This is a genomic window from Sinomicrobium kalidii (assembly GCF_021183825.1).
Taxonomy (GTDB): Bacteria; Bacteroidota; Bacteroidia; order Flavobacteriales; family Flavobacteriaceae; genus Sinomicrobium; species Sinomicrobium kalidii.
The window spans coordinates 3,339,526-3,355,127 of the sequence record NZ_CP089211.1; the positions used below are offsets into that span (position 1 = coordinate 3,339,526).

The following is a 15,602-nucleotide window of genomic DNA, read 5'->3' on the forward strand; positions in this document are numbered from 1 at the left end:
TACCTGTTGGTCAATGGCAACGGTAATTTTTGTCTTCTATATCATAATTACCCTGGCAGCCCTGGTAACCCTCATCCTTTTCGGGTCCCGGCCGTCAAAATCGTTTAGCTGGTTGCTGGTGATTATAATCCTGCCTTTCGCGGGAGTGCTTTTGTATGCACTTTTCGGGATAAACCGGAGAAAGATCAAGTTCTTCAAGCTCAAGAAGGTGGACAAAATGAGGGCTTATACATTATTCCACACCGAAGATATTGTCCCGCCCTCTGTAAAATTCTCATCCGAACGCTATAAAAAGATCGCTAACCTGATCGCAAACAGTACGGGGTCTTTTCCTGTTACAGGGAACAGGGTGACGGTCCTGGATGACGGTTTAAAGACTTTTGAAGCTATTTTTGAGGCCCTGGCCGGGGCAGAAAAATTTATCCATATCCAGTTCTATATTTTTGAAGACGGGGAACTGATGGAAAGGCTTTACCGCTTGTTTGAAAAAAAGATAAAAGAGGGAGTGGAAATACGGGTGATCTATGATGCCATAGGCAGTTTTTCCCTGGGCAGAAAACATATAAACCGTTTCAGAAAGATCGGGGTAAAGATCTATTCTACCATGCCCCTGCGGTTGGGGAGTATTCTCTTTACCATAAATTACAGGAACCACCGGAAGATCATTGTTATTGACGGAAAAACAGGGTTTACCGGGGGCGTCAATATTTCCGACAAATACATCAGACCTTCCGGAAAATTGGGGATATGGGACGATATGCACCTCTGCCTCCGGGGCCCCGTTACGGAAAGCCTGCACCGGGTGTTTGTAAAGGATTATTACTTTGCCGGTAAGGGGGAAGACCTGTGGAAGCAGGAGTATTTTCCCAAAAACGGGGCAGAAGGAAACACTACGGTACAGATCGTTGCCGGGGGACCGGATTCCGATTATTCTTCGATCATGTATCAGTATGCCATGCTGATAAACCAGGCCGAAAGGTATATCTGTATAGCGAATCCCTACTTTATTCCCAGCAATACAATCCTGGAAAGTTTAAAAATGGCAGCCCTGAGCGGAGTGGAGGTAAGGCTTTTGGTCCCGAAAAAATCGGATGGCTCCCTCGTGAAGTACAGCATGTTCTCTTATTTTGAGGAATTGCTGTCTGCCGGAGTTCGGATTTTCGAACATCCCGTAAAGTTTTTACACAGCAAAATGATCATCATTGACGATGAAATGGCTTCTGTAGGTTCGGGAAATTTTGACAACCGCAGTTTTGACCAGAATTTTGAGGTCAATACCCTGATCTTCGATAAAAGCATCGCAATGACCCTCAGGGAAGATTTTGACCGGGACTGTTCCAATGCCGATAAGCTGGATTTAGATGAATTCCGGAAAAGACCGCTTATCTATAAACTGCTGGAAGGTATGGCCAGGATATTCAGTCCATTGTTATAGCGGCCTTTTTAGCACTACAAATAATTGATTGTGTATGTGAATAGCCTTTTCGGAAGGCAGGGGCTCTTATGTTGTTAATATCTCCAGGAATTTCAGCGCATCTTTATCCATATTCATACTTCTGTTTTTTACATCCGCAAGCGGGGTTACGGAAATATCATTTTTTATGATACCTACCATACGGTTCTTTTCTCCCTTTAACAAATTTTCAACGGCTGCAACTCCGAGCCTGGCTGCCAGGATCCTGTCAAAAGCCGTAGGGGAACCTCCCCGCTGAATATGGCCCAGAACGGATATCCTGACATCTCTTCTCGCTGCATATTTTCTGACCTTTTCTGCAATGATCAGTGCACCACCGCTTTCATCGCCTTCTGCCACGACAATGATAAGCGAGTTTTTTTTCCTGTTATGGTCTTTGGTAAAACTGTTTTTCAGATATTCCAGGTCTGCCGGGGTTTCCGGAATGAGAATGCCATCTGCTCCCGATGCAAGGCCGGTACCATAGGCAATATAACCTGCATTTCTTCCCATGACCTCTACAATAAAAATACGGTTGTGGGATTCTGCGGTGTCCCGTATCTTGTCTATAGCCTCCATGGCGGTGTTTATGGCGGTATCATATCCTATGCAGTAGTCGGTCCCGGAAATATCGTTATCTATGGTTTTCGGGATCCCCATAAAAGGGATGTCTTTGTATTCCTCAGAAAAAATACGGCCTCCCTGCAAAGAACCGTCACCGCCGATAAGGATCACCGCATCTATTCCCGCTTCATTTAATTGGCGGTATGCTGTTTTACGTCCTTCTTCTGTTTTAAAACGGTCGCTCCGGGACGATTTTAAAATGGTCCCGCCAAGATGAATGATATGGTTTACCGAAGGGACATCCATGACGGTAAAATCTCCGTTGATCATACCGTCAAACCCGCCTTTGATCCCCAGGGTGTTTATGTTGTAGTAGGAAGCGGCTTTTACTATGGCCCTGATACAGGCATTTAAACCCGGAACATCTCCTCCTGAAGTCAGTATGGCTATTTTATTCATGCCTTGTTCTTTTGATGGTTGTTTCTGTAATGGTATAACAACTGTTTTAAGTCATCCAAATATCGGGAAAAAGTTTCATCGTCCAGTTTCGGGTGTTCGATATATGGGATCGTAACCAGGTTTTCGTCCAGGAACGGGGAGAGTTCGGGATATTCTTCTTCGATTTTCGTTAAAAGCGTATAAATTTCGTTTTGAAATTTGTCAGGGTGTAACATGACAATGGTTTTAGTATTGTTAATAAGGAAGGGTTTACGGAGAGGCATGATCCTCGCTTTTCTTTCTTGCCCCGAGTATTTTCTCTACATCCGGCCTGAGAAGGGTCTCTTTTCGGATCAGTGCTTTTGCAAGGGCGTGTAGCTGGTCCTGGTGGTCCAGGAGAATCTGAATGGTTTTGTCATAAGCATCATCTATGATCTGCTGTGCCTCGGAATCGATCTTTTGTGCGGTTCTCTCGCTATACGACCGGTAGAGGGATTGTTCCGTTCTCCCCGTGGAATCGTAAAAGCTGATATTTCTGAGAGTAGTGCCAAGCCCGTAATTAACTACCATATTATAGGCCTGTTTGGTCGCCTTTTCCAGGTCGTCCAGGGCATTGGAGGATACTTCTTCAAATATGAGTTCTTCGGCAGCACGTCCTCCGAGGGCAGTGCATATCGCATCAAAGAATTCCGACCGGGTGATGATCTGGCGCTCTTCGGGAATGTACCATGCAGCACCCAGTGATCTTCCTCTCGGAATGATGGATACTTTAAGTACGGGATGGGCGTGTTCCAGGTACCAGCTTGCGGTGACATGGCCGGCTTCGTGGTAGGCAATCCTTCGCTTTTCTTCGGGGGTAATGATCTTGCTTTTCTTTTCCAGTCCGCCGATCACGCGGTCTATGGCATCCATAAAGTCCTGTTTACCCACTACTTGTTTTTCCCTGCGGGCAGCGATGAGAGCGGCTTCGTTACAAATATTGGCAATGTCGGCTCCCGAAAACCCCGGGGTTTGTGCGGCCAGTGCGGCCGTGTTGACATCTCCGGATAGTTGCAGGGGTTTTATGTGTACCGAAAAAATAGCTTCCCGTTCTTTGAGGTTAGGAAGCTCCAGGTGAATATGCCTGTCAAACCTTCCCGGTCGCAACAGGGCCGGATCGAGGACGTCTCCCCGGTTGGTAGCGGCGAGAACAATGACCCCGGCGTCCGTATCGAAACCGTCCAGCTCGGCCAATAGCTGGTTCAGTGTGCTTTCCCGTTCGTCATTGGCCTGGAAAGCATGCGTTTTGCCGCGGGCACGGCCCACGGTGTCGATTTCGTCGATAAATATGATGCAGGGGGCCTTTGCTTTGGCTTTTTGAAAGAGGTCTCTCATTCTTGAGGCCCCTACGCCTACGAACATCTCTACAAATTCGGAACCGGACAACGAAAAGAAGGGAACCCCGGCTTCACCGGCAATGGCTTTGGCCAGGAGTGTTTTTCCGGTCCCGGGCGGCCCTACGAGCAAAACCCCTTTGGGCATTTTGGCCCCTAACCGTTTGTATTTGTCCGGGGATTTCAGGAAGGTGATCAGTTCGTATATTTCCTCCTTGGCTTCCTCCATACCTGCCACATCTTTAAATGTAATCTTACTTTTTGCTCCCTTTTCAATGACCCGGGCATTGGACTGGCCGAAATTGAATATCGAAGTTCCTTTTCCTTTCATCCCGGGCATGCTTCTCCGTAACAGGAACATCCAGAAAAGGATCAGAAAACCGATAGGTAACAAGAACAGAAAGTTCTGCCACCAGTTTTCGCGTGTGCTGTAGGTTACCGTTACATGATCCGTTCCCGGCAGGTTTTCCTGGGCTTTCTCCAGTTCCGCATGAAATATTTCCACGGAACCTATGTTAAAGTAAAAGTGAGGTCCCGGAACCGGTTCGTCATTCAGTACACCCCTGGGGATATTTTTATAAAGAGGCTTGTCCAGGCTTTCTTCCCTGATATATATTTCCACACGGGCATTGTTAACAACGGTCAGCCTGGCTACGTCTTTCGGGATGAGCATTTCTTCTTCAAACTGTTTCCAGGTGGTTTCCTGTATCGTGTTTTGTCCCTTGAAAAACCAAAGCCAGATCAATACCATAAACAGGATCATATATATCCATGACATACCGGGACGGGATATGCGGAAAGGTTTTTGCGGGTCTGGAGATGGCCGGGTTGACATAAGTTTTTAATCAGTGCGTGTTCTTATGGTCTTTATCGCTTTCGGGTGAACAATCACACATATTGCAGATTACGGTGCGCATGTGTTCATCGTTCATCATCATAAAGCTCATATTTTCACAAAAGACACTGTCTTTACGCATCATATCAATGAGGTGTTGCATGGTGCCTTTTGCTGCTTCCTGGTTGCTATCCAGCATATTGCGGATCATTTTGTAATCGTTTTCCAAAAGGTGCACGGCATGTTTGTTCCTGGTGATATGCTGTATCATTTCACCGGTCATTTCCCGGTCATTACAAATCGCGGTCATGATCTCATTTCGCCGCACGGGGTCTTTAAGCAACTCCCCGGTGGTCGGGACCTGCACCCGGGAACATCCGGCCATGATAAAAAACAGGACCAGGCCTGTCGGTAATATATTGTTGAATTTCATGTGTATATTTTTATTTGTTTTTTTACGGTGTGGGTTATGAGCGATTTTGGACATGCATCACCATGATCGGCGTACTTGTATAAAAACTGATCCCTTTTACCACCGGCTTTTCCGTTAACCTGTACAAAAAACCGTGTTTCCTGTTCACCAGTGCAATAAGATCGGCATTACGGCTTTCGGTAAAACAGCTTATTCCGACGGCGGGATCAATGTTGGTCAGGGAATGAAAGGAGTATTTTGCTCCGTCCAGGTTTTCTTCCAATAGCCTTCTGTTCTCTATTTGGGTTTCCGTAAGTTGTTCGTTTTCCTTGATGTGTAATATCCGGATCATCGGCTTAAATTCCTTTGCTATACTTAATAAAGGGGATATTTCACTTTTCTTATAAGGGACTTCATAGGAAGTAGGAAAAATGATCTCCCTGTATCCCATAAATTCGGCCTGTGAAGGTATGGCCAGGACCGGGCAGGCCGTAACTTTTTCCATGACGGTCACGGCATTGCTCCCGTAATTTATTCCCCTGGCATTTTTAGCACCTTTGGTTCCCATAACTATCATGTCGATACCTTTTTCTTCTACCAGGTGATTTATGGCATCGAGAAGAAAATTATTTTTGGAAAGGCCTTCGAATGAATGTTTTGGGTTTTTGGCAAAGATCAACCGGCGTACGGTGTCTTTTAAATTTTTCCGGCTTTCGTTAAAGGCGGCATCGTAAGCGGGGTTTCCGGGCTCGGGATACATGATGTTGGTCGTGGAATAACCGTAAACCTTAAACACATTCAACACGTAAAACATGCATTCTTCGTGTTTATACAGCTCCGTAGCGTAGGCCATGGCGTTCTGCGCGTGGTCTGAGAAGTCTGTGGGAAGGAGGATTCGTTTCATGATATTTGTTTTTAACAGTTGGACATCCCGTCAATGAGTACTCATCTGGTGTTTTCTTTTGTTGAGTTGTTTTCTAATGCTGCCTAATGTTTCTGCTAATGAAGCCTCAAAGGATGTTTCATCAGAGGAAGCAAATATCCCGGGCCCCGGTACGCTGAGCCGGATATCACAAATCTTGCCCTTGCCGTCGGAGGACGGGTCTTGTTTAAAAAACACATCGGCTTTAATCACCCAGTCATATTTTTTGGTGATGGAGTGTAGTTTTTTTACGGTGAGCGCTTCAATGCTTTTGTCGGTGCTCAGTTTTACAAAATGGACGTCGGTTTTCATCTTTAGGTGTTGTTTTATTGAAAGGTGTTCAAATTATTCCCTGATTCCTGTTTCCCGGTATAAAACCCGGGAAACTTTTTCCTTCCGTAAAGAAAAGGATCGGGAACGGGTTAAGAAATGATGAATATCATGTGATTGGGAGTGAGGGAGAAATAAATTCGGTTTATCCTGTGTAAAAAGAAATGTGTGAGAGGCAACTACGAAAAATTGTATGTATTACGTTTCTGGTACGGAACTGGACTCGAACCAGGGACCTTCGGGTTATGAACCAGATGCTCTTTAATTAATTCTTTAGAATTGTATCTATTTGAATTCAAATGATTAAATCTACAATATAGAAAGCCAGAAAAGCCGTTATAGGTGTCCTAATCGGTGTCCTATTTGAAAAAATGAGATGTAAAATACTGATTTTAAAGGGTGTGTGGAATAAATTCAAATTGCTAAACAGTTTCGAGGAGATCCAGGGCAAGACAGGGATAGAGAAACAACGATTAACTGATATCTATTTCAATACCGGTGCGCCTGAGCCTTATGAATTTCTGCTTATCGAAGAAGCCGTGGGAAAGGAACCCGGTGAAATGATGAAAGTGTATGTTGAAGAATATCCTGTGAAGAAAAGTAAGTAAAGGCCGCAAACCGTATTATTTTCGACTTATAAAGAAAATCCCGACTCAGGTTTTAGCCGAGGCGAAAGAGAAAGTTAGATAGCTAGTGAGAATCGAGCCGGTTTAAGCAACAGGAAAAAAGTAAACAATGATATTATAGTGGCTGTCAAACCCTTTTTATGAAAGAAATTTTTGCTAAAATACTGGTAAACACATCTTTTTTGGGTATTATTTAATAAATTTGGTGTATAATACAGTACGTTATGGACACCTCAATAGATTTAAGAAACAGGATTAAAAAATATATAGAGCATGCGGATGAGCGAATTCTCAAAATCTTTAATGCCATTATAGAAACTGAAACAGAAGAGCCTGGTTTAACACCTTCTCATAAGGAAATCATAGATATACGCTTAAAGCACCACAGGGAAAACCCTACTGACGGGAAGGACTGGGACGATATCAAGGCTTCCTTAAAGCAACAGTATGGCTTATAAGTTAATTGTTAAAACATTAGCTGAAAAAGATATCGTTGAAGCTATAGCATGGTATGCAGAACAGGCCGAACATCTTCCCAAAGCATTTATAAAAGAACTTGATAAGGGTATTGAAGATCTTAAGGCAAACCCGAAACATTACCAAAGGCGGTATAAACAAATTAGAATTTCTTTTCTACAAAGGTTTCCTTACGGCATATATTATACCATAGAAAACGATACTGTTTTTGTTCATGCGGTATTACATAGCAAAAGAAACCCGGAAACAGGAATACAAAGGGTTTGATCTCTTAACCGGCTGGTCTCCCCAACTGGCCCTCGTTTGAGCACCGTGAAAACGGGGGGCTATTGTACAAAAGCGTTTACTTCGATAAACTCAGCACGGGTGTAATGCTTAGAGGAACCTGCAATTGGTGGTCATAGTCATTATCGCCTTTATGGCATCCGGAAGAGCTCCCGGTAATGGGAACTACCGGTTTTTTTATTCCCGGACAAGCCTGAATAACCCCGTTTAAGGGATTGTGTTTACACCGAACCGAATCCCTTACGCCGCAAACATAACCCTGTTCGCCACTCAAGCAGTTGTGTATGCTGCATAAACAACCCTGTACGCGGTAAACTTAATTGTGTATGCGGCATACTTAATCCCTTATGCCGCAAACATAACCCTGTTCGCCGCTCAAGCAGTTGTGTATGCTGCATAAGCAACCCGGTACGCGGTGAACTTAATTGTGTATGCGGCGTACTTAATCCCTTGCGCCGTGAACATAACCCTGTTCGCCGCTTGCGCCATTGTGTATGCCGCATAAGTAACCCTGTATGCGGTAAACTTAGTTGTGTATGCGGCATACTTGATCCCTTACGCCGCAAACATAACCCTGTATGCTGCTTAGGCAATTGTGTATGCCGCATAAGTAACCCTGTACGCGGTGCACTTAATTGTGTATGCGGCATACTTGATCCCTTATGCCGCAAACATAACCCTGTTCACCGCTCAAGCAGTTGTGTATGCCGCATAAGTAACCCTCTACGCGGTGAACTTAATTGTATATGCAGCGTACTTAGTCCCTTCCGGCGTAAACAGGGTTGTGTTTATGGGTGTTTTGCGGTTGTATTATTTATAAATCACATCTTAGTATATGACAAAAGTTCAAATATACTATTGTTTTGATCTATGACTGATCCGGGTTGCGGGTTGCCGGTTTTTAACTGTTGAAACCTGAAACTGGAACCCGGTAACCGGTTTATTAACATTTTTAAAGTCCTGTGTCATACGTGATACGGTCTTACATCTTACCCGATAAATTTTTGTCATGTACTAAAAAATCACATAATTCACTTTATCAACCCCGGTATTTCCGCTTTCGGGGTTATAGGCATAAACAATCAATTCGTAATTTCCTGCCGAGTCTACAGCTATATTTCCCTCAAACAGGTTGGTTTCGGTCAGGGATAGATTGATGTCTTTAATATGTTCTCCGTCTTTTTTAAGAATACCCTTAACTTCCATATCCCCGGAATCCCATAGTCCTCCTTTGTTTATAACGCATCCGCACATCATGACAATATTGGCTTTAACCTGAATAGGAGTATCTTTTACGGTATTTAAAGAAATATACTGATGGGTTCTGGGTTTTAAAATATCAATGATAAATCCCGGAATTTCCAGGATAATGCCGTCGCCCAGGATATGCTTGCCCGGGATGAGCCATAATTCGGTACTTGCCTTGACCCGGGCCTGTTTATTATTGAAAGGAGATAGTACTTCTATATTGACAAATGTCGGTTCATCAATATTAATTGTAGCCAGGAATTTGGCTGTTTGCTCATCTGTTATTGAAGCTCCCCTTCGTTTCGGAGTGTTCATTATCAGGTCGGTATTCCCCGTACTGCCGCTGGTTTTCCCTTCAGCTAAAATCCTGTTATTGGTTTTATCCCTTATTATTACATGAGCACCTCCCAAAGAGCTGCCTATAAATTTGGCATCTTTTGCTTTAACCCTTACGGTTATTTTGGTCTCGGTGGCTAAGGCCGTTATACCGGAAAACAACAGAAGGATAAGAAGAATGGATTTTTTCATGATTATTTGATTTTAAATAGTGTTGTTTAAACATTTTGCACAAGAAATCGCCAGGTTAAAAAATGGTTATTTATTTACGGAATATCCTTTTTTATCCAAACTGTATAATAGAAGGAATAACGTATAGAAACCGTTTTTAAGACTTTTCCGCAGGGTCTTAAAGGCCTTGCCGATCTGGTTTTCTACGGTATTGATGGAAATGCCCAGGTATTCTGCGATTTCAATATTGGTAAGGCCGTTCTTCTTGCTTAGCAGAAATATTTCCCTGCACTTCGGGGGAAGGTCCTGGATGATGTCGAAAACCTGTTTTATGAGTTTTTCATTTCTTTCGGAACCCTCAGACTCCACAATGGCATTGAGGTGTTCCACATAGCGTTTCTCCACGTTCAGTAAGGTGATTTTTTTTCTGTATTGATCGATGTACTCATTGTAAACGGATTTGTATAAAAAACTCTTCAGGGATGTCCGGATGGTCAGTAAGTCCCTTTTCTTCCACAACCTGATAAAAACATTCTGGACGATGTCTTCCGCCGCCAGGGGATCATTGGCAAGACTGTTTGCATATACGCATAAGCTGCGGTAATACCTGTTCATGAGGTATTCGTATGCTTTTTCATCCCCCTGTTTTAATAGAGAGATCAGCTTATCATTATCATTTAGACCTGTGTTCAAACCCTGGGATATTTAGTGAAAGATTGAGTAAATGATGTTGGGATCTGGAGGGATTGTGGAAATTTATTGTCAATATTAAGAAAAATTTATTAAAACGTAGTGGTATTGTAAATCGGTTTCGTCACAATAACAAAGAAAATAAAATCAGAAGTAGATTTCCGGTAGAAAACAAAACACGTGCTATTAATTAAAAGAACACATATTTCGTAGAAATTACCAAACCTATTTAAATACTATGACCATAGACGTTTTAGAACTGTTAAAAAAGGACTGGATAAAAAAGGAAGCTTCTTATCCCAGGTTCTCCTATGAAGATATCATTAAAATAATCCGGAAGCGGCCGTCTTTCGATATACCAATGTAAAAAGGAATAAAGCCGACATCTTTCCACGGGCGTTGCTTTATTTCTTCGAATTCGATCTGATTAAAATAAAATTTAACTAACCAAACCAGAAGTTTATGAAAAACAAATGGACGAAGGAGGTACTCCTGTACGGGAGACAATTCTTAACAGTTATCATGAAAACGTTTATATTCTGTTACTGTGTAGTGGCATTCGGCCTGGGATCTTACCACGGATTTTCACAGGATGCCAGGATAAAGATCGATACGGATAAAACCATATCCGTAGAACAGATTTTCAACCTGATAGAAAATCAGACAGATTACAGGTTTATCTACCGGCACGATCTCGTTAGGAATGCACCCCCGGTCAGGATCAGCAAGGGCGTGATCAGGGCAAGCGATTTACTTCATATGGGGTTGGAGCCCATAAATTATTCTTACGATTTTTTTAATAACACCATCATTGTAAAGCGGAAAGAAAGCATTTCCGGAACTCGTGTGGTACCCCAGAGCATTCAGGTTGAGGGGGTGGTTACCGGTAAAGACGGGGAACCGATCGGGGGAGTTACGGTATATGTCAGTAACGTCGAACCCAGCGGGCAACGTTCTGCCCCTTCCGACTTTATAATAAGAGGAACGACAACGGACTTTGACGGTCATTTTTCATTAGCCGCCGAACCCGGATACTTTCTTGTGGTAACCGCTCTCGGGTATGAGATGACCTACCGGAAAATCAATGCAGACCAAACGGAGTATAATATTACTTTAAAAGAGAAAGTGAATGCTCTTGAGGAGGTATTGGTCGTTGGTTATGGAACCACTAAAAAGAAAGACCTTACGGGCTCCGTCGGTTCGATCGATTCCGAAGATATTCAGCAACTGCAATCACAAACCGTGGACCAGGCCCTGGTGGGAAAGATCACCGGGGTTCATGTTTCCTCCCAGTCCGGCGGGCCGGGGAGTGGTGCCATAGTGCATATAAGGGGCCTGAGCCAGCTCATCGGGGATAACCAGCCGCTTTATGTTGTAGACGGGGTACCTATTGTCATGAACCCGCGCTTTGGTGATGTAGGGAGTATTGGCGTTTTTGGTGACCGTGAAAACCCTTTATTGTCTATAAATCCGGATGATGTAGAACGTGTGGATGTATTAAAAGATGCGTCCTCAGCAGCCATATACGGTTCCAGGGCGGCCAACGGTGTAGTCCTGATTACCACCAAACGGGGCAAACGCAACCGGAAACCAAAACTTGATTTCTCATACAGGGCAACGGTACAAAACCCGTTAAACACCTATGATATTCTCAACACAGATCAGTACAGGGCATTCCTTACCGAACACGGTAGGGACGGTGAGGTAGACTTCGGTAATGCCGATACCGACTGGCAGGATAAGACCATTAATAATAACGCTTTATGGAACCGGTACAGCCTGAGCATGTCGGGAGGTACTCCCGATGTGAACTACCTGGTGTCAGGAAATATAACGGACCAGGAAGGCCTTATGGCTGGGAACAAATTTACCAGGTATTCCTTCTCAAGCAGTATCGATGCCGATATTACCGAACGGGTAAAAACAGGCTTTAATATGAGTTATAATTACTCGGTGAACAGGCAATCCGGGCTTGCAAGCTTGGCTACCGGTGGATTTTTCCGGCCGGACCTGCCCGTGTTTAATGAAGACGGTTCGTATTCCACCACCCCGGATGGCAGTTATGGCTTTACGATCAGGAACCCGTTGGGGGACCAGGCCAAAATGAGGATCAGGGCAGTTTCCCAGAATGTCGTGGGGAATATCTACGGAGAATACAAGATTATTGATGGATTGAGATTCAGGTCGCAACTAAGCGTAAACCTGAGCAACGACAGAAATTCCACCTTCAGTCCGTCTTTTACCCAGGCGGCCATGTTTTCGGCATTTTTTAGCGGTATCGAGGGCGCTACATTGAGCGTACAGCACAATGCCGGGGTCAATACTTCCTGGGCCAACACATTGAATTATAACAAAACGCTGGAAGGAGGTCATACCATAGATGCCGTAGCCGGGGTCTCCTGGGACCACTCAAAACTGGAATTGGAATCCCAGGAATATGCCGATTTTCCCGACGACGACGTCCTGACCGATATCAGGTCGGCCAACGAGTTTATCAGTGCAAGCAGCGATGTGTTTGAAACCGCGTTAAACTCCTTTTTCGGAAGGGTGAATTATAACTACAAAGACCGCTACCTGGCTACCTTTACGGGACGTTATGACGGCTCCGTAAAATTTGGCCCGGATAATCAATGGGGATTTTTTCCTTCAGGAGCCCTGGCCTGGAATGTTCATAATGAAGCATTCCTGAAGAACAGTGTTTTCTTAAACCAACTGAAACTACGTGCGAGTTTAGGGCGTACCGGCTCCGATAATTTACCGGCATTTTCCTACCTGGCCTATTACCGGTCGCTCGGGAACAACGATTCCAGGTATGACGATATCAACGGGATTGTTGTTGAAGGGGTTCCCAATTCCGCGATCCGGTGGGAACAGACAGATCAACTGGACCTGGGGCTGGAGTTCGGCCTGTTCAACAACAGGCTTTACGGGGAAGTGGTATATTTTGAGAAAAACACCAGTGATATTATTCTCATGGTCCCCATATCCGCCCAGACCGGATCCTCCCGCTGGAATGCCAATATTGCCGATGTCACCAACAAGGGATGGGAGATCGGCATTGGCGGGGATATTGTAAGGTCACCGGAATTCAGGTGGAATTCCTCTTTTAATATCTCTTTTATAAAGAATAAAGTAACGGCTTTGCATGGAGGATCCACAACGGCTTTCGGCAGTGCAGGAATCATTGAGGGAGAACCCATGGGGGTTACCGTGGGATACGATGTGGTGGGAATTGCACAAACCCGGGGAGACATCGACGAACTGAATGCAGGTGCTCCCGGCGGTGTATATTACAGCGGCCTGGTACAACCCGGGGATTATATTTACCGGGATGTAACCGGGGACGGACAGATCACCAATGACGACCGTGTTACTTTGGGAGATATTAACCCCGACTTTTTCGGGGGGTGGAACAATACCCTGAGCTATAAAAACTTTGATTTTATCTTCAACTTTAATTTTGTCAAAGGCGTTGACAGGGTCTGGGTCCGTGGAGCAAATCAGTTTGCTTTTATAAACCCCTACAATAATGTAACTACACATGTATACGATACCTGGACCCCCGATAACCCTACGGCCCAATATGCCCGGATGATGTCTGCTACCCACGGGACCTCCGTACCGACGAGCAGGAATGTCAAGGATGCCTCCTATATCAAGCTGAGGTCCGCATCGCTGGCCTATAACATTCCCAAAAAATGGCTGGATAAAACCGGGATCAGTTATGCGCAACTTTCATTAAGCGGAAACAATTTGTTTGTCATATCAGATTACCCCGGGATTGACCCCGAAAGTGTGGACTCTCAACGTGGAGGTTCTACAGTAGATTTAACAAGGGATGGAGGCCTTGCTTATCCACAGGTGCGGACCTTTACGTTTGGAGTTAAATTAGGTTTATAATCAGTTTAAAAATCGTTGAAAATGAAAATCAATAAAAATATATATGTCTGTATGGTGAGTTTACTTTTGATAAGCTTATCATCATGTGAACTGGCCAGGGACTTGGATGATTTTGAACCCAATTACGCATTGGATGCGGATGCAGCTATAGTAGACGAAGCAAGTGCAGAACTGGCCCTGGCCGGTGTGTATTCCGGTTTTCGCCAGCGAAGTGTAGGGGCGGGTAACCCCGAAATCTATTATATCCCTTCCCTGATGAGCGGTTTAATGCTGAACAGTTCGTTTTATACGAACCAGGAGATGCTGGGGTATGTGAATAATGCCCCCATCCCCATGAATGCTTCTACGGGACTGGGAGCGTATTCCGGGATGTACGATATTGTGAACCGCTGTAACTGGCTTATAGAAAAGGTCTCCCTGCTTTCGGATACCGATTTTGATACACCCGGGCGCCGGGCGGAAATACTGGGTGAGACCAAAGCAGTGCGGGCCACGGCAAATTTTTACCTGCTACGGCTTTTCGGACAGTTTTATGATACGGATTCCAAATACGGGATTACGCTGAGGTTGGACCCTGCCCGTTCCAATGAAGCGCTCCCCCGGAATACTGTGGCGGAGGTTTACGATGCCCTTATTGCCGATCTGGACGACGCCATTGCCAATGCCCCGGATTTGCGGGCCAAATATTATACCAATAAAACCTATGCCAGGGCTTTAAAGGCCAAAGTGATGCTGTATAAGGGCGATTATGTGGCTGCGGCAACACTGGCCGGGGAAGTCATGCACAATTCGGGAGGAAGTTTTGACCTGGCCCCGGATTATGCCGGGATTTTTGCCGATCATACAAGTCCGGCCCTGTTTGAAAGCCCGGAAGTGCTCTTCGGCTCAAAAGGCGAACCCCAGGCAGGACTCGGAATAGGGAATTTTATGGGGTTCTGGGGAGTCGCCAATCCCGCATTTAAAACCTTTGGGGAACAGTGGATAAGCGTTGACGGTCAGAATATCACCCATGACGGTGACAGGATCGCTCAAACCACCCGGGAAGATGATCTTAATGGACTACTCCTCTCCGATAAATATCGTAACCGGGACCTGGTGGGAGAAAATTACGAAATGATCTATCACCTGAGGATGGCCGAAGTTTACCTGGTCTATGCCGAAGCCCATGCCAGGAGCAATAATAGTGTCACCCCCGAAGCCCTGGAAGCCCTGAATGCTGTTAGAACCAGGGCCGGCGCCACAACTACCGGGGAAGATGGTTTCGAAACCTATCCTGCTTCCATTTCTTTGGAACAATTCCTGGAGGCTATTCGCATAGAAAAATATATAGAACTGGCCATGGAGACCGGCGAAGAGTGGTTTGACCTGGTACGCTACCATTTTATTGATGGCTTTGATGTTACTTTGGTAAAACCTACAGCTACGGACCCTGACAAGTATATTTTGCCGATTGACGGGGTGACCATCGAAGCCGGGAACAATGTCGTGGAACAAAATCCCGGGTATTGATACTGTATCCCTATAAAGTTTAATGATAAAAAA

Annotated in this window: 15 protein-coding genes; 7 read left to right on the forward strand and 8 right to left on the reverse strand. The window is 44.8% G+C overall.

The window, feature by feature from the left end; all coding sequences use genetic code 11:
- The first annotated feature begins 13 nt into the window (after positions 1 to 13).
- Positions 14 to 1,435, forward strand: a complete 1,422-nt coding sequence (cls, locus tag LS482_RS13500) for a cardiolipin synthase (protein ID WP_233028046.1) — start codon at positions 14 to 16, stop codon at positions 1,433 to 1,435.
- 66 nt (positions 1,436 to 1,501) lie between these two features.
- Here the strand turns inward: cls and pfkA are convergent, their stop codons facing one another.
- The 6 genes from pfkA to LS482_RS13530 form a co-directional block, all read right to left on the reverse strand.
- On the reverse strand, positions 1,502 to 2,476 hold the full coding sequence (gene pfkA / locus LS482_RS13505) for a 6-phosphofructokinase (protein WP_233028047.1): 975 nt from the start codon (positions 2,474 to 2,476) through the stop codon (positions 1,502 to 1,504).
- Positions 2,473 to 2,691, reverse strand: coding sequence for a hypothetical protein (locus LS482_RS13510; protein ID WP_233028048.1), 219 nt, complete (start codon positions 2,689 to 2,691; stop codon positions 2,473 to 2,475). The genes pfkA and LS482_RS13510 overlap by 4 nt, the downstream gene beginning before the upstream one ends.
- 34 nt (positions 2,692 to 2,725) lie before the next feature.
- Positions 2,726 to 4,606, reverse strand: a complete 1,881-nt coding sequence (gene ftsH, locus LS482_RS13515) for an ATP-dependent zinc metalloprotease FtsH (protein WP_233028049.1) — start codon at positions 4,604 to 4,606, stop codon at positions 2,726 to 2,728.
- Between the two features lie 67 nt (positions 4,607 to 4,673).
- Positions 4,674 to 5,096 (reverse strand): hypothetical protein, encoded by a 423-nt coding sequence (locus LS482_RS13520; RefSeq protein ID WP_233028050.1) that lies wholly within the window; start codon positions 5,094 to 5,096, stop codon positions 4,674 to 4,676.
- A gap of 34 nt (positions 5,097 to 5,130) precedes the next feature.
- On the reverse strand, positions 5,131 to 5,979 hold the full coding sequence (locus LS482_RS13525; RefSeq protein WP_233028051.1) for a universal stress protein: 849 nt from the start codon (positions 5,977 to 5,979) through the stop codon (positions 5,131 to 5,133).
- Between the two features lie 30 nt (positions 5,980 to 6,009).
- A complete protein-coding gene (locus LS482_RS13530; protein WP_233028052.1) occupies positions 6,010 to 6,309 on the reverse strand; it encodes an HPF/RaiA family ribosome-associated protein in 300 nt (99 codons plus the stop codon).
- Positions 6,310 to 6,698: 389 nt separating this feature from the next.
- Between LS482_RS13530 and LS482_RS13535 the strand changes: the two genes are divergently transcribed.
- From LS482_RS13535 to LS482_RS13545, 3 genes are all read left to right on the forward strand, one after another.
- Entirely contained in the window at positions 6,699 to 6,935 is a 237-nt protein-coding gene (locus LS482_RS13535) for a hypothetical protein (protein ID WP_233028053.1), read from the forward strand.
- A 242-nt stretch (positions 6,936 to 7,177) separates the two neighbouring features.
- On the forward strand, positions 7,178 to 7,411 hold the full coding sequence (locus LS482_RS13540) for an addiction module family protein (protein WP_233028054.1): 234 nt from the start codon (positions 7,178 to 7,180) through the stop codon (positions 7,409 to 7,411).
- On the forward strand, positions 7,401 to 7,697 hold the full coding sequence (locus tag LS482_RS13545; protein WP_233028055.1) for a type II toxin-antitoxin system RelE/ParE family toxin: 297 nt from the start codon (positions 7,401 to 7,403) through the stop codon (positions 7,695 to 7,697). Before LS482_RS13540 ends, LS482_RS13545 begins: the two co-directional genes overlap by 11 nt.
- Before the next feature lie 1,032 nt (positions 7,698 to 8,729).
- Here LS482_RS13545 and LS482_RS13550 read toward each other — a convergent pair.
- On the reverse strand, positions 8,730 to 9,491 hold the full coding sequence (locus LS482_RS13550; RefSeq protein WP_233028056.1) for a hypothetical protein: 762 nt from the start codon (positions 9,489 to 9,491) through the stop codon (positions 8,730 to 8,732).
- A gap of 66 nt (positions 9,492 to 9,557) precedes the next feature.
- Positions 9,558 to 10,163 (reverse strand): RNA polymerase sigma factor, encoded by a 606-nt coding sequence (locus LS482_RS13555; protein ID WP_233028057.1) that lies wholly within the window; start codon positions 10,161 to 10,163, stop codon positions 9,558 to 9,560.
- A 235-nt stretch (positions 10,164 to 10,398) separates the two neighbouring features.
- Here LS482_RS13555 and LS482_RS21700 point away from each other — a divergent pair, with 235 nt between their 5' ends.
- The 3 genes from LS482_RS21700 (at position 10,399) to LS482_RS13565 (ending at position 15,569) form a co-directional block, all read left to right on the forward strand.
- Entirely contained in the window at positions 10,399 to 10,527 is a 129-nt protein-coding gene (locus LS482_RS21700; RefSeq protein WP_302849309.1) for a hypothetical protein, read from the forward strand.
- 155 nt (positions 10,528 to 10,682) lie between these two features.
- Positions 10,683 to 14,060, forward strand: coding sequence for a SusC/RagA family TonB-linked outer membrane protein (locus LS482_RS13560; RefSeq protein WP_233028058.1), 3,378 nt, complete (start codon positions 10,683 to 10,685; stop codon positions 14,058 to 14,060).
- Positions 14,061 to 14,081: 21 nt separating this feature from the next.
- Positions 14,082 to 15,569 carry a RagB/SusD family nutrient uptake outer membrane protein gene (locus tag LS482_RS13565; RefSeq protein WP_233028059.1) on the forward strand — a complete coding sequence of 496 codons (1,488 nt, stop codon included), beginning with the start codon at positions 14,082 to 14,084 and terminating at the stop codon, positions 15,567 to 15,569.
- Positions 15,570 to 15,602 lie beyond the last annotated feature (33 nt).